This is a genomic window from Micromonospora sp. NBC_01412 (genome assembly GCF_045040215.1).
Classification (GTDB): domain Bacteria; phylum Actinomycetota; class Actinomycetes; order Mycobacteriales; family Micromonosporaceae; genus Micromonospora; species Micromonospora rubida.
This window is the reverse complement of sequence record NZ_CP109528.1, coordinates 5,118,102-5,142,748: the sequence shown is the minus strand read 5'-3', so window position 1 is coordinate 5,142,748 and position 24,647 is coordinate 5,118,102. Positions and strand designations below refer to the sequence as shown.

Annotated in this window: 17 protein-coding genes; 8 read left to right on the top strand and 9 right to left on the bottom strand. The window is 74.7% G+C overall.

The annotated features are described in order from the left end of the window. Positions 1-84: 84 nt before the first annotated feature. The 6 genes from OG617_RS23520 to OG617_RS23495 form a co-directional block, all read right to left on the bottom strand. Positions 85-981 (bottom strand): hypothetical protein, encoded by an 897-nt coding sequence (locus tag OG617_RS23520; protein ID WP_405095148.1) that lies wholly within the window; start codon positions 979-981, stop codon positions 85-87. A gap of 25 nt (positions 982-1,006) precedes the next feature. Continuing rightward, a complete protein-coding gene (locus OG617_RS23515; RefSeq protein ID WP_405095147.1) occupies positions 1,007-1,285 on the bottom strand; it encodes a hypothetical protein in 279 nt (92 codons plus the stop codon). A 231-nt stretch (positions 1,286-1,516) separates the two neighbouring features. Continuing rightward, positions 1,517-2,200 (bottom strand): TcmI family type II polyketide cyclase, encoded by a 684-nt coding sequence (locus OG617_RS23510; RefSeq protein WP_405095146.1) that lies wholly within the window; start codon positions 2,198-2,200, stop codon positions 1,517-1,519. Positions 2,201-2,307: 107 nt separating this feature from the next. Continuing rightward, complete coding sequence (locus tag OG617_RS23505) at positions 2,308-3,534, bottom strand: cytochrome P450 (protein ID WP_405095145.1); 1,227 nt, start codon at positions 3,532-3,534, stop codon at positions 2,308-2,310. After that, entirely contained in the window at positions 3,531-3,851 is a 321-nt protein-coding gene (locus tag OG617_RS23500; RefSeq protein WP_396679949.1) for a putative quinol monooxygenase, read from the bottom strand. Before OG617_RS23500 ends, OG617_RS23505 begins: the two co-directional genes overlap by 4 nt. A gap of 179 nt (positions 3,852-4,030) precedes the next feature. Beyond that, complete coding sequence (locus tag OG617_RS23495; protein WP_405095144.1) at positions 4,031-5,248, bottom strand: helix-turn-helix domain-containing protein; 1,218 nt, start codon at positions 5,246-5,248, stop codon at positions 4,031-4,033. Positions 5,249-5,469: 221 nt separating this feature from the next. On the opposite strand from OG617_RS23495, the gene OG617_RS23490 reads away from it, so the two are divergent. The 3 genes from OG617_RS23490 to OG617_RS23480 all read left to right on the top strand — a co-directional run bounded on the left by OG617_RS23490 (position 5,470) and on the right by OG617_RS23480 (position 11,024). Next, positions 5,470-5,955: a peptidase inhibitor family I36 protein gene (locus tag OG617_RS23490; protein WP_405095143.1), complete on the top strand. Its 486-nt coding sequence runs from the start codon at positions 5,470-5,472 to the stop codon at positions 5,953-5,955. Between the two features lie 155 nt (positions 5,956-6,110). Continuing rightward, complete coding sequence (locus tag OG617_RS23485; protein WP_405095142.1) at positions 6,111-8,843, top strand: CHAT domain-containing protein; 2,733 nt, start codon at positions 6,111-6,113, stop codon at positions 8,841-8,843. A gap of 36 nt (positions 8,844-8,879) precedes the next feature. After that, complete coding sequence (locus OG617_RS23480) at positions 8,880-11,024, top strand: hypothetical protein (RefSeq protein ID WP_405095141.1); 2,145 nt, start codon at positions 8,880-8,882, stop codon at positions 11,022-11,024. Between the two features lie 12 nt (positions 11,025-11,036). Here OG617_RS23480 and OG617_RS23475 read toward each other — a convergent pair whose 3' ends face one another. Genes OG617_RS23475 through OG617_RS23465 form a run of 3 tightly spaced genes read right to left on the bottom strand, consistent with a single transcriptional unit; the run spans position 11,037 to position 15,864 of the window. After that, positions 11,037-13,025 carry a caspase domain-containing protein gene (locus OG617_RS23475; protein WP_405095140.1) on the bottom strand — a complete coding sequence of 663 codons (1,989 nt, stop codon included), beginning with the start codon at positions 13,023-13,025 and terminating at the stop codon, positions 11,037-11,039. After that, the gene (locus tag OG617_RS23470) at positions 13,022-14,326 is read right to left on the bottom strand and encodes a hypothetical protein (protein ID WP_405095139.1); all 1,305 of its coding nucleotides are present in this window, start codon (positions 14,324-14,326) and stop codon (positions 13,022-13,024) included. Before OG617_RS23470 ends, OG617_RS23475 begins: the two co-directional genes overlap by 4 nt. Further along, entirely contained in the window at positions 14,323-15,864 is a 1,542-nt protein-coding gene (locus OG617_RS23465) for a vWA domain-containing protein (protein ID WP_405095138.1), read from the bottom strand. Before OG617_RS23465 ends, OG617_RS23470 begins: the two co-directional genes overlap by 4 nt. A gap of 133 nt (positions 15,865-15,997) precedes the next feature. Here OG617_RS23465 and grpE point away from each other — a divergent pair, with 133 nt between their 5' ends. From grpE to OG617_RS23440, 5 genes are read left to right on the top strand one after another with little or no spacing between them, the layout of a single operon-like run. Further along, positions 15,998-16,657, top strand: a complete 660-nt coding sequence (gene grpE / locus OG617_RS23460) for a nucleotide exchange factor GrpE (protein ID WP_405095137.1) — start codon at positions 15,998-16,000, stop codon at positions 16,655-16,657. Positions 16,658-16,711: 54 nt separating this feature from the next. After that, positions 16,712-18,382 (top strand): Hsp70 family protein, encoded by a 1,671-nt coding sequence (locus OG617_RS23455; protein ID WP_405095136.1) that lies wholly within the window; start codon positions 16,712-16,714, stop codon positions 18,380-18,382. Between the two features lie 4 nt (positions 18,383-18,386). Further along, a complete protein-coding gene (locus OG617_RS23450; protein ID WP_405095135.1) occupies positions 18,387-21,047 on the top strand; it encodes a hypothetical protein in 2,661 nt (886 codons plus the stop codon). 1 nt (position 21,048) lies between these two features. Next, the gene (locus OG617_RS23445) at positions 21,049-22,242 is read left to right on the top strand and encodes a hypothetical protein (RefSeq protein ID WP_405095134.1); all 1,194 of its coding nucleotides are present in this window, start codon (positions 21,049-21,051) and stop codon (positions 22,240-22,242) included. Beyond that, complete coding sequence (locus OG617_RS23440; RefSeq protein ID WP_405095133.1) at positions 22,239-24,644, top strand: GTPase-associated protein 1-related protein; 2,406 nt, start codon at positions 22,239-22,241, stop codon at positions 24,642-24,644. Before OG617_RS23445 ends, OG617_RS23440 begins: the two co-directional genes overlap by 4 nt. Positions 24,645-24,647 lie beyond the last annotated feature (3 nt).

The window sequence follows — 24,647 nt, the reverse complement described above, 5'->3', positions numbered from 1 at the left end:
GCCCGCGATCGGACACCTCGGTCGGATTTCGGCAGGGCGCAGCGTCACCGGCGGCAGCGAGGCGCGGGTGCGAGCAGCACCGGATCAGCCGTCCCGGGCCGTCCGCAGCGCCTCGTACAGCGCGCCGGCGACCAGGGCGGGCACGTCCTCGGCCCGGGCGCTGTCGATGTACACGACCCGGTACCCCTCGGCCGTGTACAGCGTCCCGCCGCCCTCGACCAGCCGGCGCTGGTTCTCCCCGGACATGGCCTGACCGGGGTTGGCGACCAGCCAGCGCAGCGCCGGGTCCCCCCGGAAGGCGTCCCGGACGCCGGGGAGCAGGGCCAGGTAGGAGTCGCCGCCCTTCGGCTCCGGCGCGGAGAACGGGTAGATGGTGACGACGCTCTTGCCGCCGGCCGCCCGCACCAGCGGGGAGTCGGCGACGAGCCGGGCGTACTCGGCCCGGGACAGCACCATCTTCAGCATGGTGAGCGCGAACCCGGCCTGCCGGGTGGACGGGTAGCTCTTGACCGTCTCGTCGTCGGGGATCAGCCGGCCCAGGGGCTGTCGGGCGCCGGCCAGCGGCACGGTGTCGAGGCTCTCGTCGTTGCCCATCAGCGGATCCAGCAGGTACTCCTCGCCGACGACGGCACGGGGCAGGGCCGGGCGGATGTCGGGGTGGCCGTTGTCCCGGGCCCAGGCGAGGAACGCGGCCATCTCGATCCGCATCGCGACCCTGGCCCTGGCCGCGGCCGCCTCGTCGTCGTACGCCATGGTGTTGGTCGGGGTGAAGCGGAACGCGCTGTGGTAGCCGGCGAGGCGGTCGACCAGGGCGCCGGCGCCACCCGGCGACGCGCCGGACCCGGCGGTCGGCAGGGGCGCGTCCCCGGCGGGCCGCGCGGCGTCGTCGCCGCATCCGACGAGCATCCCGGTCAGGCCGGCACCGGCCAGCCGGAGGGCGTGGCGCCGGCTCAGCGCCCGGCCGGCGGGACGCCCGGTCACCGGTCACCGCCGAACTGCCGCCGGATCAGCGCGGCGTACGCGGCCTCGGCGAGCACGGCGGCCCGGCGGCGCAGCGGTCGTACTCGTCACCGCGGCCCACCAGGCGGGCGACCTGCCCGCCGTCGGGCGGCAGGTCGTGCAGGGCGGCGCACGCCTGCACCTCACCCCAGTGCCCGAGGTTGTGGACGACGAACACCACGTCGCCGGCGCCCACCCCCACGGCCACGAGGGCGAGCAGCACCAGCAGGTGCAGCCAGCGCAGACCGCGGTCGGCCCCGGCGACGGCGGAAGAGGGCTGTCCCACCACGCTTCACCATCCGCTCCGCTGTCGACGGTGGTCGGCTGAGCGTAGGTGGACGAGGGCGAGAAGGCTGTCGGGTCCGCGATCCCCGGCGCTGGGTGTGGGGACCGGCGCGGCCGGGTGGCCGCCCGGGCCCCGACAAGAGCGACAAGGGCCGGCGACCTGGCGCACCGGCCCGGCGGGCCGGGCGTGGCCGCCGGGCCGCGGGCACCGCCACGGCGGTACGCGTGGACCTCAGTCCTCGGCCCGCCAGCGGTAGAACTCCTTGGCCACCGCGTCCTCCGGGCCGCGCCAGGTCTCCGGGTTGTACGGGGTGATGAACGTGTTCAGGTCCTCCATGATCTTGGCGAAGGCCGGCTTGGCGTGGCTCTCCCGCATGGCCTGGGCGAACGCCGCGTCGGTGCGCTCCAGCAGGTGCAGGTAGACGTCGTCGATGGAGTACAGCCAGCGCCCGGTGACGCCCAGCTCGACCGGCAGCGACCCCTCGTCGGACTCGGCGAACACGCGGGCGACGTTGGGCTCCGCCCCGGGCTTGATCCGGGCGACGATGACGGTCATGTTCCCGTCGTCCGACTCCGACGCGGGCACCGAGCCCTCGGCCGGGACCCAGCTGTAGAACTCCTTGGCGACGGAGTCGGACGGGTTCTGCCAGTTCTTCGGATACGGCGTCACGTACGGGGCGATGGCCTCGGCGATCTGCTGGAACGCAGGCAGTCCCCGGGCCTTGCCCAGCGACGCCTTCGGGTCCACGTTGCGCTCGATCACGTGGATGTACAGGTCGTCCAGCGACAGCAGGGTCCGGCCGATCACGCCGAGATCCTGCGGTCGGGTCGTCTTGTCGTAGTAGCCGAAGACGTCGCCGACGATGCCCTCACTGCCGGGGACGATGTGGCAGACGATCACGGACCGGTAGATCATGGCTGCTCCTCAGGTGGGTGGACACGGATCGGGTGGACATGGACCGGGTGGACAAAAACCGGGCGGACACGGATCGGGCGACTGGGCGGGTAGGGCCATCGGGCGCGTCAGGCGGCGAACCGGACCGGCAGCTCCAGCAGGCCACGGAACGGCGACGCCGCCGGCAGCCGGCGCAGCTCGTCGACCGGCACCCCGAGCCGCAGCCCGGGTAGCCGGCGCAGCAACGTCCCGAGGCCGATCTGCGCCTCCATCCGGGCCAGCGAGACGCCCAGGCAGTAGTGCACGCCATAGCCGAACCCGATGTGCGGGGCGCGCTCGCGGCGGACGTCCAGCCGGTCCGGGTCGGCGAAGTGCTCCGGGTCGCGGTTCGCCGAGTTGATCGCCACGCCGACGACCGACCCGCGCGGGATGCACACGCCCTGGTACTCGATGTCCTCGGTGGCGATCCTGGGGCTGGCCACCGGCAGCGGGCCGTCGAACCGCAGCAGCTCCTCGATCGCCGACGGCAGCAGCTCCGGCCTGGCCAGCAACAGTTCGAGCTGGTCGGGGTGGGTGAGCAGGGCCACCGTCGCGTTGCCGATGAAGTCCGCGGTGGTCTGGTGCCCGGCGAACAGCAGCAGGAAGGTGGTGGTGACCAGTTCCTGCTCGGACAGCTCCCCGTCGCGGTCGCAGGCGTCGACCAGCGCGCCGATCATGTCGTCGGCGGGGTGCGCGCGCTTGTCCTGCACCAGGTCGGCGAGGTATTGGTGCAGGCGTAGTTGGGCCTCCTGCACGGCGGCCCGGTCCTTCTCGGGGCTGCGGTTGGCGGACCCGGACGTCCTGATCACCTGCGTCCAGTCGAGGACCCGCTCGTGGTCGGACTCCGGGATCCCGAGCAGGTCGCTGATCACCAGCATCGGCAGCGGGATGGCGAAGTCGCGCATCAGGTCGCACCCGCCCCGCGGGACGATCCGGTCGAGCAGCGTGTCCACGATCTCCGCCACCCGGGGACGCAGCGCCTCGATCCGGCGCGGCGCGAACGCCTGCGACACGATCCGGCGCAGCCTGGTGTGCTCCGGCGGATCCGAGTTGAGCATGTTCTTGTTCAACCCCTCCGAGTTCGGCCCGAAGATCCGCAGGTAGTGCTGGCCGGGCCCGTAGAGGTCCTTGGACAGCCTCGGGTCGGTCAGCGCCGTCCGGGCGTCGTCGAACCTGCTGATCAGGTACGAGTCGAACCGCGGCGAGCTGACCGGGCAGACGGGCCTGTCCGCCCGCAGCCGGGCGTAGCTGGGGTACGGGTCGGCGGCGAACTCGTCGGTGTAGAGCTCCGACGCGGGGATGGGGTGTTCGGTCATCGCGACTCCTCGGGCTCGCTCCGCAGGACGTGCAGGACCTGGTACGTATGCCGCTGCGCGGACTCGCGAAGCTCACGGACCACGCGCAGCAGCCGGTCCCGTTGCTCGCTGCGGCCGAAGGCGTCCAACCGCTCCCGGTCCGCCCAGTCGCTGATGATCAGATAGCTGCGCGGGTCCTCGGCGTCGCGGACCAGGTCCTGACGCAGGCACCCGTCGAGCATGCGGATCTGCTCGGCGGCCGAGAGCCACTCGGCCTCGAACCGCTGCTCGCATCCTTCCCTGGTGCGCATCGCGAGCACCGTTCGTACGCCCGTCATCCCGTGCCTCCGGGCACCCGCCGCATTCCGATCATGAGGTCTCCTTCGCCGGCCCTGTGCGAATGGAGTCTGCGGGGCCGGGCGTCACCCCAGCGTCACGGTGCGCCGGGAACTGTGGGCCACCGGTGACAGCCCGTTGACGCCCGCTCTGCCCGGCCGCCGCGCGCCGGGCCCGCCCCTCACCCCCGGCTGGGATAGCGGCAGGCGGACCCGGCCGCCTCGGCCTGCTGCCGCTGGTCGAGCGTCACCGGCACCGCCCCGCGCGGATCCTCCGGCCGAACCTGATGGGCCCGCACCAGACCGGTCGGGCTGTCCCCGCCGAGGCAGGCGGCAGCGACCAGGACGACCGGCCCATGGGCCGAGGTGCCCGGCAGCGCGTCGAACCGGACGCTCGCCCCGACGGTAGGATCCCGCACGTCAGCCAGGCTGACCTGTCGCCAGGTGCGCTCGCCGGACGACGCCGGGGCCCCCACCGAGGTGGCGAAGCCCACGACGTACAGGTCCCTGCCGGTGGCCCGCAACGTCACGTTCCCCGAGCGGCCAGCCCCGGTGACGACGGACAGTTCGAGGCTGGTCGAGGTCGGACGGCCGTTGCGGCAGTCCGACGCCCGCAGGTCACGCGGCGGGTTGCCGTGCACGACCGCAGAGGAGACGACCCCGCCGCCGGCCACCTTGAACCAGCGCACGTCCGGCATGCCGCCGGTGTTGTCGTAGACCTTTTCACCGACGCAGAAGCCGGTGAAGCCGACCGTGCAGTCCGGCGGGATGGTGGTCAGCACGGACTCGTCCCGGGCCGCCCCGTCGCGCACATGGGCGCCGCCCCCGTACGTCACGGCGGTGAAGGCGGTCCCGTCCGGCACGGAGGGGCAGCGCGCCGCGCCGGGTGCCGTCGGACCGTCGTCCGGCAGCTCGACCACCGTGACGACGGCCATGACGGTGACGATCGCGGCGGCGACTGCGACGACGGGTACGACCCACCGCGGGCGCGGCGGCCGGGGCGGCCCGTTCCTGCGCCGCCGTACACCGGACGGCGCAACCGCCGGCTGGCCCGGGCCCTCCGTGCCCGCGCCGTCACCCTCCTCCGGGTCGCCGTCCCGTTCCCCGGCGACCTGCCGAACGGGCTCCGTCGGGCGCACCCGCGCCGCCGTCTCGTGCCAGCTCCGCCGCCACTCGTCGGGGTCGCCCCCACACGCGCCGACGTAGGCCAGCAGTACCTCCAGGGTCGGCAGTCGGGCTCCGCCGGCCGCCTCCGACAGCGTCGTCGCGCCGTAGCCGGCGGATCTGGCGAGCTGACGGTAGGTGGGGTTACCCGCCTCGGCGCGGAGCTTGCGCAACTCGTAGGCGAGGGCCTGCACCGGGCCAGCGGTCGGATCGATGGGTCTCTCCTGCCGAGCCACTCAACTCCCCTTCACCCAGCACTCCGAGCAACTCCGACTCATCGTTACCGATGCTGTCCAGCCGGGCCGGGCGGCTGTCGCATTTCCGCCAGCGGCCCCGCATTGTCCGAAGTTGATTGACCCAGGCCCGTGGGCGTCCCGATCAAGCGGACCGGCGACTAGCAATGAACACGGGACGTCATCGACGATCCGCACCCGTTCCCGAGACGAGGGAGAAGACGATGAAGGCACGAATGGTCACGGCGATCGGCACGGGCCTCGGCACCCTGGGCCTGCTCGGCGCGTTCGCCGCACCGGCCGCCGCAGCGCCGCAGCGCAACTGCGCGGTCAACCTCGACACCGGGGCGATGACCTGCGCGAGCAGCGAGGACCGGGCGCTGCGCGCGGTCGGCGCCCAGGCCAGTCTGGTCATCGCCCGCACCTACACCGGGGCGAACTACACCGGCACGGTGCTGGCCTGGGTCCAGGGCCGGGAGTGCACGCCGGCCTACGACGCCGAGTTGCAGTGGGACGACCTGCGCAGCACCGCGGCGGGCGACCTGAACAACAAGATCAGCTCGGTGCACACCTATCACCAGTGCGACGTCAAGCTCTTCGACGGCATCAACTTCACCGGGGCGTCGTCGACCTGGATCGACCAGGCGCCCGTGCTCGGCAGCATCGGCGACGGGTGGGGCAACCGGGCGGGTTCGATCAAGTTCTCCTGACCGGCCGGCGGCCGGTTGACGACCGCCGAATTCGCACCACCACCGATGGATCACCAAGCGGGGCTCCCGGACGGATTCGTCTCCGTCCGGGAGCCGTCGTTGCCTGCCGTCCGTCAGGTCCAGTCGTCGGGGCTGAACGTGGCGAGGGGGAACGCGTGGACGAGGCGGCCGGCATCACCGAACGGTGTGTCGCCATCAGCCGGGCGGCCTTCGGGCGGGGCGATCTGGACGCGGCGATCGCCGACCTGCACCGGCTCCCCGCCGGGCTGGCTGTCCGGGGCGTCCTGGCGGCCGACCTGCTGCCCGCGATCCTGAGGTCCGTCTCGCCTACGGACCGGGACCGGATCCGACAGATCACCGCCCTGCTGGAGATCGCCGAACGACACCCGCCCGACACGGCGGAGTGGCCACGGGTGCGCGCGGCCGCCCGCTCCGTGGTGCTGCTGCGGGCCGGCGCCGACGGGGAGGTGGCGGACGACCGGGCGATGCTCACGGAGCTGGGCTCCCTTTTCGACCAGGTCGGCGGTGACGACAACCCGGCGACCGCGCCGCTGGTCGGCTCGGTCCGGAGCATGCTCACGTACCTGCAGGCTCTCGAGAACGGCGACGAGGCCGCGCTGCGGCGCTTCCCGGACGAGGCGCGCCGGATCCAGGACCGGCTGGCCGGCAACCCCGCCATGGCGCACCTCGCGGACGCCTTCGCCGGTCTCGTGGACGTCATCGGGGCAAACCATCGAAACGAGGACCTGCGGCCGTCCCTCGACCGGCTCCGGCAGTCCGTCGAGCACCGGCCACCGGACGACCCGCTGCGGAGCGCCTTCGAGGAGATGTCGGTCCTCGCCGGTCCGCTGGCCGCAATGTACGGCGACGGCCCGGACGCCCCGGCGCCCGCCCTCACCGACGAGCAGCTCGCCGACGTGTCCAGCCTGACGCTGCGCCCGGAACTCGGCGCGGAGGGCCGGGCGTCGTACCACGGGGGCGTCGGCAGCGCGGTCGTCTACTCCGGCTGGGGGGCCGATCTGGCCCGCGTCGAGCAGGGCATCGAGCATCTCCGCACGGCGGTGGCCCTCGCCGGCCCCGACAGTCCCAAGCGCCCGGTCCACCTGCTGGGGCTCGCGGTCGCCCTGTACCACCGTGGCGAACTCACCAGCTCCACCGGGGACGTCGAGGAGGCGGACGGGCTGCTCGAACAGGCGCGAACGCTGGCCGGCGGGCCGGCACACCCGATGTGGGGGGCCATCAACGAGATGCTGTCGTACACCCGGCGGCGGCGCGGAGCCGTGCCGGACCCGCACAAGGTGGCCCTGGAGGGGCTCCAGGAACACGCCTGGAAGGTGTTGCTCCAGTCCGACCTGCCGGCCGCGAGCCTCGCCGCGCGGCGGGCGGCACGGGAAGCGGTCGACGTCGCCCGGCAGTGCCTCGTGTTCAACGACCCGGCCGACGCCATCCGGGCCCTCGACGCCGGCCGGGGGCTCGCCCTCCACGCGGCCACCGAGGTCCGCAACATCCCCCGTCGCCTCGACGACGCCGGCCGGCCCGACCTCGCGCGCCGCTGGCGGGAAGCTGCGGCGACCGGCTCGGCGGAGAGCCTCCCGACCGACCTGCGCCACGAGGTGCTGACCGTGCTCGCCGCCCCGGGTGGCGGCGGGGCACTGCTCGACGCGCCGGGTCTCGACGAGATCCGCACCGCCCTGGCCGCCCTCGACGCCGACGCGCTCGTCTACCTGGTGCCGGGGGACGGGCCGGTGCCGGGCTTCGCGGTCATCGCGCCGCAGCGGGGACCGACCGGTTACATCCCCCTGCCCAACCTGCACGTCCGCGACGACCTCGACGTCGAGCGGTACCTCAGGGCCCTGGCCCGGCGGGACGCGGCCATCGCGGACCCGGGCCGGGACCTGACCGCATTCGACGATCCGACCGACTTCGCCGCCAGCCTCGACTCGATGTGCGACTGGGCCTGGCGGGCGGCGATCGGCCCGCTGGTGGAGCGGTACCTGCCCACGCTCGCCCGTCCCGACGCCGGCCGGCCGCCACGGGTGGTCCTGGTGCCGATGGGGGAACTCGCCCGGTTCCCGTGGCAGGCGGCCCGCCGGTCGGACGGCACCTACGCGGTGCAACTGGTCGCGTTCTCGCAGGCCGCCTCCGCGCGCATGCTGTGCCTGTCGGCCGCCCTCACCCCCGTGCCGCCCGCACCGGTCGGCCTGGTGGTGGGGGACCCGGACACCGGACGGGTGGCGCCGGCCCTGGCCGCTGCCCGGGCCGAGGCGTACGCCATCCACCGGTCCTTCTACCCCGGCGGGAAGTACGTCGGCCGGCGGGTGGACGGCTCGACGAGCAGATCCGGGCCCGGCAGCGTCGACGAGGTCCGGGAGTGGCTGACCAGCACCAGCCCGGGCTCCGGCGCCATGCTGCACCTCGCCTGCCACGGCGTCATCAACACCGACCCGGAGTCCGCCACCTCCTACCTCCTGCTGGACGGCGGCGGGCGGTTGACCGCCGAGGAGCTGGTCGAGCTGACGGCACGGTCGCCGGACCGCGACATCGGCCTGATCGTGCTCGCCGCCTGCCGCACCGGTCTGGCGATCAACGGGTACGACGAGGCGTACAGCCTGGGCACCGCGTTCCTCGCGGGCGGGGTGCGGTCGGTGCTCTCGACCCAGTGGGCGATCCCCGACCGGGCCACCTCGGTGCTGATGTACATGTTCCACCACCACGTGATGGCCGAGGGGCTTCCCGCGTGGGAGGCGCTGCGGCGGGCGCAGATCTGGATGCTCGACCCGGAGCGGTCGCTCCCGGACCGCATGCCGGCGCGGCTACGCCAGCAGTTGCACCACGAGGAGCTCGCCCATGTCGTCGCCTGGGCCGGCTTCGTCCACTGGGGATGGTGAGCCGCCGGCTGGTGGCCCGATCAGGAGAGGGAGACCGTGGAAGAGGACACCGAGAAGCAGCTGCGGGCCCGGCTGGCCCGGCTGACCGGAGCCGCCCGCACGCGCCCGCTGCTTGAACTCTTCCAGATCCTCGCCGACCGGTACTGGCGGGCCGGCCCCGGGCGGCCGGCCGGCCTGCCCGCGCTCAACGAGGCCATCGACTGCCTGACCGAGGCGTACGGCTATCTCCCGCCCGGCGACCCGATGCGGGCACAGGTCGCCAGCCAGCTGGGGTGGTTCCTCGGCATGCGGCAGATCGCGCACGGCGGGCCGGAGGGCGACCGGCAGCGGGCGATCGGACTGCTGGAGGAGGGGCTCGCGGCAACCAACCTGCCACCCATGTTCACGTGCGTCGCGCGGATAACCCTGGGCCAGCTCTACCTGGCCGCGGTGGTCCGCGGGTTGCAGTCGCTCGACATGTCGACCCTGCTGGCGGGAGCGGACCACGGGCCCGCCCGCACGGAGGCGGAACGGGCCATCGACTGCTTCCAGCAGGTGCTGGCCGGCGACCTGCTCGGCACGGAGTTGGTCGAGGGAACGCAGGCCATGCTGACGTGTGCCGAGACGGTACGGGACCTGTTCGTCGGGCTCGACTCCGGCACCGGCACCGGCATCGACTTCGAGCCGATGATGCGGGCGATGGCCGCGCTGCAGGAGGTGCAGCGACGGATGGCGGACGGGATGGAAGCCGGCACGATGCCCCGGCTGCCGAACCTCCTCGGCGGGCGGGCGACGGCCACCGTGGACCCGCTGGACTTCCCCGTCACGGTCCTGCACGGGCCGGAGCCCGCGTCCGGCGCCGGCGACCGCCGCGGCGGAGGCGATGACCCTGGCCCGCCGCGCGTCGAAGAGCCGCAGCGCGCCAGGCGGTCGGCGGCACCCGTCGACCTGGCGGCGCTGCGGCGTGCCCTGCGGGAGCGGGTGGCGGGCGGCGGCGACCCGTACGCCGCCCTCGCGGCCCTGCTGCGCCCGGACGCACCGCCGCCACCGGCCGGGCTGGTCGACGACCTGGTGGGACTGGCCACCTCCGTCACCCACGCGGCGGGCGCCACCGCCACCGCCGCCGACCGGGTCGTGCTGGCCGTGGCGCTGTACCTGCGCGGTCGCGACGACACCGACGACGGGTGGGGGGACGCCGACGACGACGTCCGGGCCGCCGCCGTGGCGTTGTCGACCGCCGCGGACGCCCTGCCCGCCGACCCGTCCGGCGCCGTTCCGCTCGCCGTCGACCTGGCGGGGCTCCTCGACGGGCGCAACCCCGAGGGGCGGGTCGGCGACACCCTCCACGACCGGTTCGTCCCGGTGGCGCAGGCGCTGCGCGGCGCCCGGGTTCAGGCGCTGGCCTGGTCCCGGCCGGACGGGACGCGCCTGCTGCTGCACACGGACGACGGCAGGTTCCGCGACGGCCGACCCGACGGTGCCCTGCCGCCCCGGGTCGTGGTCGTCGGCGCCGAGCCCCTGTCCGACGACGACGCCGTGGTCTCCCACGTCGCCTCCGCCCGGCAGGCGGGCGAGTTGGCCGGGCGGGTACCGCTCCGGGTCACCGAGGCCCCGGTGCTCGTGGTGGACCCCCGGGGCGGCCACGACGAGGCGAGCCTCGTGCGCCTGTGCCGCCGCCTCTACCCCCGGGCGGTCGTCCTGGGCCGCGCCGACGGGGGCAGCGACGGCCCCGGCACGCCGGAGGAGGTGCGTCGCCGCCTCGACGCGTCGATGCTGCACCTGACCTGCGGCGTCAGCGCCATCGGGGCGCTGGAGCTGGCCGGGCCGGCCGACCTGGACCCCGCCGCGATCACCGGGCGGACGACGCGCACCGCGACCGAGGGCGGCCTGGTCGTCCTGCCGCCCGCCGGCGACGGGTCCGTGCCGCTCGCCGAGGCGTTCCTGGCGGCCGGCTTCACCGGGGTGGTGGGCTGGACCCGGCCGGTGCCCCGCCCGGTCGCCACGCTGATGCTGGCCGTCCTGCACACCGGGCTGGTCCGCGGCGGGCTGCGGCCGGCCGCCGCCGTCCGCTCGGTGCGCCGGTGGCTGGCGTCCCCGGACCGCAGGACGCCGGCCGGGCTGGCACCGGCCCCCATGGACGTCACCGGCCCGGCCCTCGCGGACCCGGTGTACCGCAGCGCCATGCTGTACCACGGGATCTGAGCCGGCGGCGGCTCAGTCCCCGGGGCCGGGAACCTCGATCACGAGGGGGACGGTGACGGTCGCCCAGTCGTACGCGCCGTCCTCGGCGGACGCCACCAGGTCGCGGTGCTGGACGGCACGACCGACCCGGTCGAGGAAGCCCCGGATGGCGAGCGGCCCCCGGGCCGCGCCGCTCGGGTCGCCCAGCGCCGGCATCTCGAACGGCTCCGGGCTGAACTGCTCCTCCGCCACCACCAGCTTCAACCAGTCCCGCGCCCGCCAACCCGGTTCGGGCACGGAGCCGGCCGGCGGGGACGCCACCACCCGGCGTCCCCGCAGGGCCGCCGCACGCCCGCCCGGGGCGACGTGGTCGCCCGGAAACAGGTCGGCGTGGACCCGGAACCGCTCGGTCAGGTCCAGCAGGACGCAGAACAGCCGCCGGTCGCTGCGGTTGTGCAGCCGGACGAAGAATTTGGGCGGCACCCACCCGGCCGGGCCGGGCTCGTAGCGGAGCCTGACCACGCCGTCCCCGTCCGCCTCGACGGGCGGACGGGTGAGGGGCGCGATCGCCTCCCCCGGTCGGGCCGCGACCACCTCGACGGCCACCGCGCCCGCCAACCCGGTCACCGGGTTGGTGAGGTCGCGCAGCTGCCGCCACCGGGCGATGTGCTCCAGCTCCCGGACAGCCCGCCGCGCCCCGCCGCCGACGATGTCGGTCAGGTCCCCGGTCAACCGGGCGCCGTGCCGGTCCTCCACCCGGGCCACGCCCGGGCGCGGCGTCCGTACCCGCAGTTCCGGGACCGTGTCGGTGCCCGCCGGGTCGACCGGACGCAGGTGCGCCGACGGCCCGCCGTCCGGCCCGGCCGTGTCGAGTGCGGCGAGCACGGCGGCCACGGTGGCACCGTCCTGGTCCGCGCCGCCCACCGCCACGGTGGTGGCGGGCAGCGGCACCCGGCTGAGCACCACCCGGTACTGCCTGTCCGGCTCGGGCCGCCATCCCACCGGCTCCACCAGGCTCCGTTCGGCGAGCACCTGGACGACCTCGGCCTCCCGCGCCGGCGACCCGCCGACGACGGCGACGCGGACCGCGCCCGCCGTGGCGTCGGGGGGCGGGAGCAGACCGTGACAGCTTCCGGCGTTGACCTCCCACCCGTCGCGGGCGTACCGCAGCACCAGGCCGGACGGCGGCGGCGCGAGGCGTCCACCGAGGAAGGGCCGGTCGGCGATGCCGCGACCGGGCGGAACGAGCTGCGGCACCTGCTGGTACGCGTTCTGCTCCACCTCGACCTGGGCGGCGATCAACAGGTCCCGGTACGTCGCCGTCGGGCCGAGCCGGCCGAGCGCGCGCAGCAGCGCCCAGCTGAACAGCCCTCGCCGCCGGCCGCCCAGGTCCATCTCCTGGGCCGCCTCGTGTGACCGGCTGGCGGCCAGGACGACGTGGTCCGGCGCGGGCGGCGACGGGGGCTCGTCACCCGCCAGCTCCGGCAGCAGCAGCTCCCGCGCCGGCTGGGCCGGCATCGGCTCCACCGCGCGGGCCCGCGCGCCCGGTTCCCGATCCTCAAGTTTCCGGGTGGCGCCCGCGGAGTGACAGCTGTCGAGCACCACGGCCACGTGTCCCGCCCGGCGGGCGACCTCGTCGAGCAGGATCGACAGCTCCTTGTCCAGCAGGTCGGGCACGCCGTCGTGGCGGCTGTCCGCGCAGACCAGGGTCTGCACCATGTGGGACGGTTCGGCGTACCACCAGCGCGGGGCGGGAGCCTGCGATCCGTGTCCGCTGAACCAGAACAGGGCGGTGTCCACGGAGCGGGCCCGACCGAGATGGGACCGCAGCGCCCCGATCACCGCCTCCCGGGTGGCCTGCCCGTCGGACAGCACGAGCGCGTCGAGGTCGACGCCGGGGGCCGTGCGGGTCTGCAGGTAGGCCAGGGCGTCACCGATGTCGGCCCGGCACCCGCGCAGGTCGGACACCGCCGGTGAGCGGTACCTGTCGATGCCGACCAGCAGGGCGTACAGGGTGCTCATCCGGCCTCTCCCGGGCCGACGTACAGCCAGCCGTGTTCGACGAAGTCCTTGGCCGGCAGGTCCACCGTGACCGGGACGAAGTCCGCCGGCATGGGCGGTTGGGTCGCGTGCGCGATGACGTCCTGGAACAGCACGTCGGGCAGCCCGAGGACGAAGTCGACGGCCGGTCGGGCGGCCAACGCCTCCCGCAGGGGCGGGCTGTCGAGGATGCGGTGCACCGCGACGGCCGCCACGCCGACCCAGCCGTTGGCCGCCGCCTTGACCAGTCCCCGGTGCAGCGCGACCCGCAGCCGCAGCCGGTCCGCCGGTTCCCGGCCGGTGTTCAGCTCCCGCAGGTGCCGCTCCAGGCCGCACACCAGACGGGAGATCACCACGGCCTCGTCGATGCCGACCGGCAGCACGGTGAACTGGCCGTCGCCCTGCGGTTGAGGGGTGACGTCGGAGTCCGACACACCGGCCGCCCGCCGGGCCAGTGACAGCAGCGCGACCAGGTCCCGCTGGACCTGCTCGGCGGCGGCGGTGCCGCGTCTGCTGTAGCCGGACACGTCGGCGGCCATGCACAGCCGGACCGCCGCGCCGTCCACGTGGCAGCCCGGGGAGAGCGTCTCGTCGAACCTCACCGACTCGCGCAGGCCGGCGCTGTACCGCTCCCGGCCACCGGCGACCCGCACCCGGACGTCGAGGGTTCCGGCGACCCGCGTCGTCCCGGCCGGCAGCTCCAGCAGCGCGTGCATGCCGTGGGCGCGGGGTACCAGCAGCTCGCCGCGCGGGTCCTCGTACGCCCAGCCGAACTCGTGGCGGTGGATTCCGAAGACGTGGGCGCGGGACGTTGCCGCCCGGCTCGCCAGCCTGCGCAGCCAGCCCGGGCGGGTCCGGGCCGCCGCCACGACGTGTGCCGCGGTCGCCGACGCCGGCTCGGCGTCGTCGCCCGGGTAGGTCAGGCCGAGCGCGCCGCCGTCGCCGTCCAGCCGCGCGGCCAGCGCCCGCACGTCGGCCAGCGTCACCTCGAAGTACGCGGACGTGTACCGCTGCCCCCTCGGCAGGGCGTCGAGGTCGAAGGCGAACAGCGCCCCGACGTACGACCCGCCCGTCGCCTCGGCCCGGCGGCGCAGGTACGCCGGCAGGTCCCGGACGGGCACGGGGTACAGCAGGGGCCGCCCGCAGCGCACCGGGATCGGGACGGTGGCCGACTCCCCGTCCGGGGCCCGGTCCCCGGTCGGGACCAGTTCGCCGTGGGCGAGCAGGTCGGCTTCCCGCAACTCGTCGACCGCGCCCTCGCACTGGTCGGCCGCGCCGGTCACCGGGCCGCCCCCGAGACCCTCGCGACCCCGCCGCGTCGCACGGGTGCGGCGTGCCGCCAGGTGAACGCCGCACCGCCCAGCTCCACGGTCTCGCCCGGGCCGCAGGTGCCGGCCTGCCGGCCGGCGGCCGAGCCGTCCGGGGAGTAGCGGATCACCAGGCGGATGTCGGAGGACGCGGCGGAGCTACGGGACGCGGTCACCTCGCCGTACCCGGGCAGCCCCGCCGATCCGGCGGTGAGCGCGGCCCGGCGGCCCGCCAGCGGCAGCTCGCGCTCCTCCCCGCCGGGTGCGCGTACCCGCAGCTTCCCGGCGAGGGGCGGGGCCAGCCGCCGCCGGCGCACCCACCACCCGACCCCGGCCAGGGCCAGCAGCAGGACGCCGCCGACTGCCCACCACCTGAGGCTGCCGCGCTCGGCGGAGAGGGACACCCGGGTCGCCCCGCCGTCCAGTCGCGGCGCGAAGGTCAGCCCGAGGTCACCGGTCAGCACGTCCGCCCACGGTGAACCCACGTCGCCGCCGAGGGTCAGCGTCGTGCTCACCGTGACCTGCGACATTGGCGCCACCCGGCGGGGTCCGGCGTCCCACTCGACGGTTACCGGCACGGTTGCGGTGCCGCCGGCGGGCAGCTCGACCGGGCCGGCCGGCACCGTGAACCGGAGGTCCGGCCGGTCACTGCGCACGGCGAGGTGATCGACCACCAACGGGATTCTCGTGGCGGTCGACCGGAGCTGGACCTCCAGCCGGGTCCGGCCGGCGGCGAGCCGGCCGGTGGCGGCGGGCCAGGTCACCTGGATGCCGTGGGTCACGTCGTCGCCGAGCACGCTGCGGGCCTTCGCCGCGCGGGCTGCGGACTTGGGCTGCTCCAGCTGCTCGCCCAGCCGGTCGATCGACGCGGGCGCGAGAATCCGGGCACCCGGGTAGACCCTGGCCAGCAGCGGCGCGCCGGTCGACCCCGCCAGGGGCACGGCGTACGCGTTCAGGGAGGTCTTCCGCAACGACCGGCCGGCCCCGGCCAGCTGGTTCCACGCGTACCCCTGCTCGAACGGGTACGCGCTGCCGGCCGGTGGTTCGTGCCGCCCGTCGGTGAGCAGGACGACCGTCGCGATCTGCGGCCTGCCCTGGCGGTTCAGCAGCCGCAGGCTCGTCTCGATCGCCGCGCCGATGTCGGTGTGCCGCCCGTCGGCGGTGGGCGGCAGCTTGCCGACGACCTGGTCGGGAGAACGGCCGGCCGGGCCGTCGTGGACCACCCTCGCCGAGTCCGCGAAGGTCACCAGGGCGATCCGGTCGTCCGGCGCGAGCGCGGCGAGGAACGACCGCAGCGACGCCTTCACCCGCTCGTACCGCCGGCCCTCGCGCATCGAGCGGGACACGTCCACCAGCACCACGTAGTCGCCCGCCACCCGGTTGACGCCGAGCGCCGCGTACACCTCGTCGCCGGTCGCCGGGGCCGCCGTCACCGGGCCGGCGGGCAGGCCCACGGCGGCCAGCGCCGCGAGCGCCGCCAGGAAACCCGCGGCCGTACGTCGAACACTGCCCACTGATGGTCCTCCCCCCATGCCGTCCGTCGACTGTGCCTGACGGACGGGACCGCCCGACGCCGGTGACGCGGTCCGTCAGACATGACCGAGACGCCCGCCGCGGCAGCGGACGGGACCAGGGAGGGAGCACGGGGTGCACGAGGAACCGCAGGGGCCCGCCGAGGAGGAACCCGCCGCCGGGGCGGGTCCGCAGGCGGTCGCCCCGGAACCCGCCACGGGCCCGGATCGGCTGGACGAACTGGCGCAGCGGCTGGGCGGCGAGCTGGCCGGGCTCCGGGCCGAGGTCGCCCGCGAACACCACCGCGCGGCGGCTCGCGAGCAGGTCATCGACCGGCTGCACGATGAGAACCAGCGCCTGCGCGCCGGCGAGCGGCTGCTTCTGCTCCGCCCGTTGCTGACCGACCTCCAGCGGCTGCGCCACGACCTGCTGCGCACCGCCGCGGGACTGCCCGCCGGGTTCGACACCGCCGCGGCGGCGGACATGCTGCGCAGCTATGCCGCCAGCCTTGAACTGACCCTCGAACGGGGCGGCGTCACCGTGCTGGTCCCGGTGCCCGGCGCCGCGTTCGATCCGTCGACGCAGCGGGCCACCGGGACGGTGCCGGCCGTCGACCCCGGCCAGGAGGGAACCGTCGCCGAGGTCGTCCTGGACGGCTACCACGACGTCGAGGCGGGGCGCACGGTCGTGCCCGCCGCGGTCAGGGTCCACCGCTGGCTCCCCGACCCGGATCCCGTCTTGGCCGGAACCGGGCCGGAGCCCACGAGCACCACCCAGCCCACGCCCACCCCGTGACAGCCCAGCGGAACAGCGGACCAGCGGACCAGCGGACCAGCGGACAGGAGCACCATGTCGGACGAGAACCTGACCTTCTTCGGCATCGACCTGGGTACGACGTACTCGGTCGTGTCGTACATCGACGAGACCGGCCGGCCCGCCGTCGTCCGCAACGTCATCACGAACAACGAGACCACCCCGTCGGTCGTCTACTTCGAGGAGGGCGCCGGCGAGGTGGTGGTGGGCGAGGCCGCCAAGCACGTGTCCCGGCTCTACCCGTCCCGGGTGGTCGAACGGGTCAAGCGGAGCATGGGCAGGGAGGCGCAGTGGGAGTTCGACGGCACCACGTACACCCCTGAGTCGATCTCCGCGCTGATCCTCAAGCAGCTCGCCCAGGACGCCGAGTACTACACGAAGCGCCCGGTGCGCCAGGTGGTGATCACGGTGCCGGCGTACTTCGGCCTACTGGAGCGGGACGCCACCCGCAACGCCGGCAGGATCGCCGGACTGGACGTCGTCGAGGTCGTGCCCGAGCCGGTCGCCGCCGCCCTGCAGTACGACCTCGACGGCGAGACCACCCGGACGGTCCTGGTGTACGACCTGGGCGGCGGCACCTTCGACACCACGGTCATCCGGATCGACGCGGACGCCGTCGAGGTGCTCTGCACCGACGGCGACCAGCAGCTCGGCGGCGCCGACTGGGACGCGCGCCTGGTCCAGTACCTGGTCGACGAGTTCGTGGGCCACGCCGGGCCGGCCGACGATCCGACCCTGGACGAGGAGTTCATGCAGGACCTCGCGCTGACCGCGGAGGAGGTCAAGCGGCAACTGTCGACCGTGATGTCGCGCCGGGTACCGATGCGCTACGCGGGCGCGTCCACGTCGGTGGAGGTCACCCGGGAGACGTTCGAGGACGTCACGCGGGACCTGCTCGACCGGACCGTCGAGTACACCGAGCGCACCTTGCACACGCTGGGCGACAAGCTGGGGATCGCCGAGCCGGCGGCCGCCATCGACGAGGTGCTGCTGGTCGGGGGCTCCAGCAAGATGCCGGCCGTGGCCCGGCGGCTGGCCGAGAAGTGGGGCTGGACGCCACGCCTGCACGACCCCGACCTGGCGGTGGCCAAGGGCGCGGCCCGGTTCGCGCTCAGCCGGGCGCTGTGGGCGTGGGACGGGCAGGGCGCGGCGCCGACCGCCGAGGAGAAGCAACAGCGGGCGTCGGCGCTGGCGCTGGCGCTCGGGATGGACGAGGAGTCGCTGACCGCCAGCGCCAACAGGCGGATCGTCACCGTCCTGCCGAAGTCCTTCGGGGTGAAGCTGCAGGACACCTCGGCGCCCGAATGGCGGTCGCAGCCGGAGAAGATGTACGTCGAGCACCTCATCCACGCGAACGAGGCGCTGCCCATCGAGGGCCGCGAGCTGGACGCCCGCACCATCGAAGACGGCCAGACCGCCGTGCGGATCGAGATCTACGAGCAGGCCGGCGCCGCCGAGAGCCCCGACCTGGCGGCGAACAAGCCGGTGGACCGGGGCGCGGGGGTCATCGGCGGCCTGCCGCCGCTGCCGAGGCACTCGCCCGTCGCCATCAGCATGGGCGTGAGCGTGGGGGGAGAGCTGAGACTGCACGCGGTCGAGCCGGGCTCCGGGCAGGAACTCACCATCGAGGTCCAGGTCAGCGTGCTCAGCGAGGACGAGGTGCACCAGGCCCGGGAGGTCGTCGCGGCACTCACGGTACGGGGCTGAGCTGATGGCGTTCGACCAGCGCGCGTACCTGCGGGACGTGATCATGCCGCTGCGGGACCAGCCCGGCGGACTGTCGCCCACGGACCTGGCCCGGCACTACGCGGTCACCCCGGACATGTCCCCGGCCCAACTCCGAGAGCAACTGACGGCGATCCGGCGGCTGTGGAACCAGCGTTCGGGCGGCGTCGACGCGGGGGCCCGGATCTGCGCGCAGCTGTTCAGCCGGGACGAGCAACTGCGCGCCGAGCACGGCGCGGACATGTTCGAGCCACGGTGGTGGCGGGAGCGGGCCGAGGAGCACGACCGGGGATCCCGCGCCGAGTCCGAGCGCTTCGCCCGGGACCTCGCCCGGTCGTACGGCGCGCTGGGCCGGATCACCCGGGACCAGCTCAAGGAGGTCGCCGGGCACTGGCCGGGCCTGGACCCGGGCCAGATCGACGAGGCGGTCCGGCGCGCCGGCCTGGCGGTGGTGGATCCGGTAGAACTGCCCGCCGGCTCCGGCATGGAACGCACGGCGTACCGCGCGCTGGTCCGGCTCCAGGACCTGCTCGGCGTGCCCACCGTCGTCCAGGTGGTGCACCCCGAGGGCGCTCCGTTCCGGTTGCTCGGCCCGGAGGCGGTGGCGCTCGACGCGGCCACGGTGCGTGCCCGCGCGCAGGAGGCGAACCGGTTGGCCGACGCCACCGCGGTCCGGACCCGCAAGGAGGCCCTGGGTCTGCTGGAGCGGGCCGTGGGCGACGGCGTGGACCTGCGGGCGCTCGCGATGTTCCAGGTCGTCGAGCGGCTCCGGGCCGGACGGGCCAGGGGAATCGCGGACGGCATGCTGGTGCCGATCGCCACCGACGCCGGGCTGGCGCAGGGCGACGCCCAGTCGGTGGTCGCCAGCCTCCCGGTCGACGCGGACCCCGAGGCCAGCCCGGCGGACAGGATCCGTGACCTGGTCGCCGACGGGCAGCTCCTGGCGGCCCGGCAGGCCCTGGCGGTGCTGCCGGCCGACGACCCGCACCGCGACGAGCTGCACAGTCAGGTCGACGCCCTGCTGAGCGAGGTCGAGTCGCTACGGCGGGCCGCCGACGAGGCGGCCCGGACGGAGCGCGAGGAGGAAGCAGCCCGGCTGCTGCGCTCGGCCCTGCGCATCGCCGGTGACGACGACGGTCTCGCCGACCGGCTGGGCGCGCTCGCGCCGCCGCCCCCGCGCGACCTGTCGGCGCGGGCGGTGGACACCGGTGTCCGCCTGACCTGGACGGCACCGCCCACCCCGGCGGCGGAGGTGCGCTACCGGGTGGTCCGCGCCGACCGGCCGCCCCGCTCGGCGACCGACGGCGAGGCGGTCGTGGAGGGCTCCCTGACGGAAACGACGGACGGGGCCCCGCCGCCCGCCCGGACCCTGCACTACGGCGTCTTCGCCAGCGTCGGCGGGGACTGGTCACGACCGGCGACGGTGCGGATCCTGGTGGTGCCGCCCGTGGCGGCCGTACAGGTGTGGGTGCGCCCCGACGAGATTTCCTGCGCCTGGCGGGCGCACCCGGCCGCGGAGGGCGTGCGGGTGCGGCGCACCCTCGGCCGGCCGCCGGTCTCCCCGCAGGACGGGGAGCCGGTGACCGCAGGCCACACCGGGCTCTCTGACGACACCGGCGACGGCAGGACCGACCGGTACTACGGCATCGTCGCGGTCTACCGCGACGAACACGGCGAGGAGGTCGCCTCGCCGCTCGTGGTGGCCCGCGCGACGCTGCACGGCACGGCCCCGCCACACGTGGAGCGGCTGCGGGCCCACGTCACCGCGGTCGACGCGCAGACCGCGACGGCCCACCTCGCCTGGCTCACCCCCTCCGGCGGCACGGTGTCGGTCCGCAGGTCCGAGCTGACCCCGTCGTGGGCGGCGGGAGAGCGAATCCGCCGCGACGAGATGGAGGGGTACGGCGAGGCGCTGGTCAGCGACCGGCTGGAGCAGGGGGCGGAGACCCTGCTGGAGGTGACCGTCCCGAGCGGGCGGTTCGTGTACGTGCCGTTCACCGTCGACGCGGCGACCGGTACCGCCGTGGTGGGCGAGCCGGTCCTGCTCGGGGTGGCCGAACCGGTCCAGCAGCTCGTCGCCCGCCGCACCGGGGACGAGGTCAACGTCGCCTGGGTGTGGCCGTCCTCGGTGCACCTGGCGGAGGTCACGTTCACGTCGCCGCACGGCCCGCCGGTGGTCCGGCGGCTGACCCGTAACCAGTTCACCGAGTCGGGCTGCCGCATCCCGGTCTCCTCCGGCGGCGGCAGGGTCTCCGTCCGGACGGTCGAGCGCGGCCCGGCCGGGGAGACGTTCTCCGTCCCCGAGTCCGTGCCGGTCGACCGCGTCCCCGTGGCGGTCGGGTACCACCTCCAGCGCGCCGGCGGGCCCTTCAGCCGCAAGCGGCTGCTGAGCGTCGACGTCGACCGGCCGTGCGAGGGGGTGGAGCTGCTCCTCGTGGCCGCGGCGGGCCTGGCCATGCCGGTACGACCGGAGCAGGGCACCGTGGTGGCCCGGGTGACCGGTCTCTGCCTCCAACCGGACGCGCCGTGGCAGATGCCCTTCACGATGCCCTCCGGCCTGGCCAGGCCGTACTGGCTGCGTTGCTTCGTGATCCGGCCGACCGGGGCCCGGGTCACCGACCCGATCCACGAGATGAAGGTGTCCTGACATGCCCACGCCCTCCTGCCCGTACTGCTACGCCAAGATCGACCTGCGGGCGCCGTGGTTCCGGTGCACGGGGCGCCGGTCGCCGGGCAAGGACCCCTGCAAGCCCCAGTGGGACGAGGCCAGGGACCGGGAGATCGGCATCAAGGAGCTGGTGCTGCCGTCGTTCCCGGGGCCCCGTCGCGCCCTGCGGGCGGTGACCGCCTCGGCGTGTCCGCACTGCGGCGCCGAGTCCGCGGTCAAGGTCTGCCCGACCTGCCACAGCCGGCTGCCGGCGACGTTCGGCGAGGGGCGCAGCCCGCTCATCGCCATGGCGGGCGCGCGACACACCGGCAAGAGCGTGTACCTCAAGGTGCTGTCGTACCAGTTGCGGCACGGCATGGGGCAGCGCTTCGGCGCCGACGTCCGGCTGGTCGGCGACAGCCAGTTCCGGGCCGAAACCGGTGGCGGCAGGGACTTCCTCGACCCGGCCGGCGCGCTCTTCCCCGACGGCGGGCTCTACCAGCGCACCAGCCAGGCGGAGTTCGGCCGGCGCGAGCCGATCGTGTTCGCCTGGCGGCAGAACCGGGGGATCACCGGCTACGAGACCACCTTCCTGTCCTTCTTCGACACCGCCGGGGAGGACCTGATCGACCAGGAGACGGTCGACAACCTGCGCTACCTCGGCGCGGCCGACGCCCTCATCCTGCTGCTCGACCCGTTCATGATCCCGCAGGCGCGGGACCGGATCCGGCTGCCCGCGTCGGCGGTCGACACGCACGCCAGCACCATCGACGTGGTCAGCCGGGTGACCGAGAACCTGCGGATCAGCCACCGGCTCGGTGGCCGCCGGAACATCACGATCCCGGTGGCGGTGGCGTTCGCGAAGATCGACGCATTCTTCGACGTGCTGGGCCCGGACCATCCGCTGGTCCGCCGTCCGGCGCCCGGTCCCTTCTACGACGAGCAGGCCGGGCGGGTCACCCACGAGCACGTCCGCGCGTTGCTGCACGAGTGGGGGGCCGACGACATCGACACCCACCTCACCCTCAACTACCGCCACTTCCGCTACTTCACCGTCTCGGCGCTCGGGGCCGAGCCGGACTACGACGAGAACAAGGTCGACGCGCGCGGGGTCCAGCCGTTCCGGGTCGACGAGCCGCTGCTGTGGCTGCTCAGCGAGTTCAACGTGGTGCCGCGCACCAGGGCCGCCCGATGACCGGTCGGTTCGAGACGTTGGTCTACACCGACTGCCGCCCCGGGCAGGGGCTCAAGGGTGGCGCGGGGTTGCAGTTCCAGGCCCGATCCTCCGACGAGGCCGCCGCGGGGGAGGATCTGGTCAGGAACAACCTGCTCTACGAGCCGCCGTCGTCGTGGATGGCCGACCGGCGGCCCGTCGCGCAGTACCCGCCCTCGTTCGCGCACATCCGGTCCGGCGGCCTCCTGGCCACGGCATCGGGGGTCTACCTGGGTCGCGAGGCCAACGGCACCCGGGAGGGCAACCAGCTCACCCACGCCGTCGTCACCACCGACCCCGCCAGCTACGACGACCTGCGGCCGGCGCAGCTGTTCCGCGCGGCGTTCTGGTCGACCGAGCCGGCGCCGACGACCCGCAGCGCGCCGGTGGAGCTCACCGGCGGGGTGGGTGCCGCCCTCTCCCCCACCCACGCGCGGGACTTCGTGCTCGCCCAGCCGGACGGGCCGATGACGCTGCTCGCCCTGGTCTCCGCCCTCGCCGAGGCCGGGCAGCCCGGCCGGCGGCGGGTGCTCTTCGTCGGCGACGACACGGCGTCGGTCGTGTCGTGGATCGTCGCGGGCACCCTCCTCGTGCCGCGTGAGCGGGCGCTGGAGTTGGGGTTCAAGGTGTTCTCGACCGACCCGGCGCGTTCCGCGCTGCCGATCGTCGCGGTGCTGCCGGAGTTCGCCGGCTCGGCCGGCCGGGTCGACAACGAACTCGGCTACGCGGTGTTCGACCTGTGCCGGCACGCGCACACCCCGGTGGCGCCGACCGCCGCCGCCCGCCGCTGGGTGGATCTGTTCCTCGCGGAGGACCCCCGGGACGTGGTGGACGCCCTGCACGTGGCGACCGAGTCCGGGATCACCGGCGCGGGCGAGCAGTCGGACGAGGCCGCCGCCGCGCTCGGGCTGGCCGCCATCCTGCACCGGAGACCGGACCCCCGGCACGCCGAGGCCATCGTGGGCTGGTTGCGCACCGGGCCGGCGCGGATGCGCCACGCGTACGGCGTCGACGTCGCCGACCTGTTCGCCGAGACCCCCGAGCGGTGGCCGCAGGAGGTGCTGGTGCTGCTCGACGAGGTCGGCTGCGACGGCCTCGTGCCCGGCCGGGCCGCCGAGGTCCGACTCGCGCTCATGATCAGCGAGGTTGAGGCCGCCCGGACCCGGGGCGTGGTGACGGATCGGCCGCTGCCCACGCTGCCGGCCGGCGAGTGGAACGCGGACCACGACGAGCAGGCCCGGCAGATCCTCACCGAGTCCCTCACCTCAGGGGTGCCGCCGCTGCGGTTCGCCGCCCTGCTGCGGGTGGCCGCCCGGTTCTGCGTCGACGTGCGGTGGGACGACATCCGGGACGCCGCCGAGCCGTTCGTCGGGTACTGGGCGGATCATCCCCGGGAGATCCGTCCTCGCGGCTGGCCGTGCGAGGCCGTGCTGCGCGCCCGGCTCATCGCTGTGCTGGGCGAACGCGCCCTGCTCGGCGAGGCGGCCCAGGCCGAGATCGGCGACACCTGGCGGGAGTCGCTGCTCCCCCACGTCAGCACGCTGCGGCCGCAACTGGCGGAAGCGGTGCTGGGCGCGACGGTACGACACGGCGAGAACCGGACCGCCCTCGTCGAGCGCCACCTCCGCGAGGCCCGGCACGAGCCCGGGTGGTTCTCCTGGACGGCGGGCGCACTGTGGAGTCAGGCCCCGCCGACGACCGCCGAGCTGGAGCTGGTGCGGGACCTCGCGCCGAGCGGCGCCCGGCCGCCCGCGCGGGTGTACCGCCGGCTCGTCGCGCAGGTCACCGGCAGCGCGGTGCCGACCCCACGGCTGCTCGACCTCTGCCGGGCGCTGATCGCCGGCGGGTTGATGACGGCCGGCCCGCAGGTGCACGGGGAACTGAAGGACGACGACACGCTGAAAACCATCGTCGCCGAGCTGCGCCGGGGCCCGGACGGTGAGCGCACCGCGACGCTGCTGCGGCACCTGCGCGGGTGCTCGCCCCGCCTCGTGGAGATGCGGCAGGCCGATGTCGCGGCGGCGCTGGCGCGGGTGGTCGCCTTCCAGTCCCTGGACGCGGTGCTCGACCGGCACCCGGCCCTGCTACTACCCCTCGTCACCCGGCTGGCCGAGGCGCTGCACCACGAGGACGCCGTGGCGCCCGCCGTCCTGTCCTACTACCTGCTCGCGGGCGCGGGCCAGCCCGCGCCCCCGCAGGCGACGCTGCTCGAACAAGCCCTCGGGCACTGGCTGACCCGGGCGCAGGACGAGCGGATCGAACGCGCCGGCCGGCACTTCGGCCAACTCGACAGCGCCTGGCGTGACGGCTGGCAGCGACACGTCGAGGCGTACCGCAGCCGGCGCCGGCGCTACCGACTGACCCACCCGTTCGGGCGCCGGTGACCG

Bases quoted from the DNA above. Each gene is read 5' to 3' on its own strand.
- OG617_RS23510 (WP_405095146.1), bottom strand. From the start codon at position 2,200: ATGATCTACCGGTCCGTGATCGTCTGCCACATCGTCCCCGGCAGTGAG.
- OG617_RS23505 (WP_405095145.1), bottom strand. From the start codon at position 3,534: ATGACCGAACACCCCATCCCCGCGTCGGAGCTCTACACCGACGAGTTC.
- OG617_RS23500 (WP_396679949.1), bottom strand. From the start codon at position 3,851: ATGACGGGCGTACGAACGGTGCTCGCGATGCGCACCAGGGAAGGATGC.
- OG617_RS23490 (WP_405095143.1), top strand. From the start codon at position 5,470: ATGAAGGCACGAATGGTCACGGCGATCGGCACGGGCCTCGGCACCCTG.
- OG617_RS23475 (WP_405095140.1), bottom strand. From the start codon at position 13,025: ATGAGCACCCTGTACGCCCTGCTGGTCGGCATCGACAGGTACCGCTCA.
- OG617_RS23455 (WP_405095136.1), top strand. From the start codon at position 16,712: ATGTCGGACGAGAACCTGACCTTCTTCGGCATCGACCTGGGTACGACG.
- OG617_RS23450 (WP_405095135.1), top strand. From the start codon at position 18,387: ATGGCGTTCGACCAGCGCGCGTACCTGCGGGACGTGATCATGCCGCTG.
- OG617_RS23445 (WP_405095134.1), top strand. From the start codon at position 21,049: ATGCCCACGCCCTCCTGCCCGTACTGCTACGCCAAGATCGACCTGCGG.
- OG617_RS23440 (WP_405095133.1), top strand. From the start codon at position 22,239: ATGACCGGTCGGTTCGAGACGTTGGTCTACACCGACTGCCGCCCCGGG.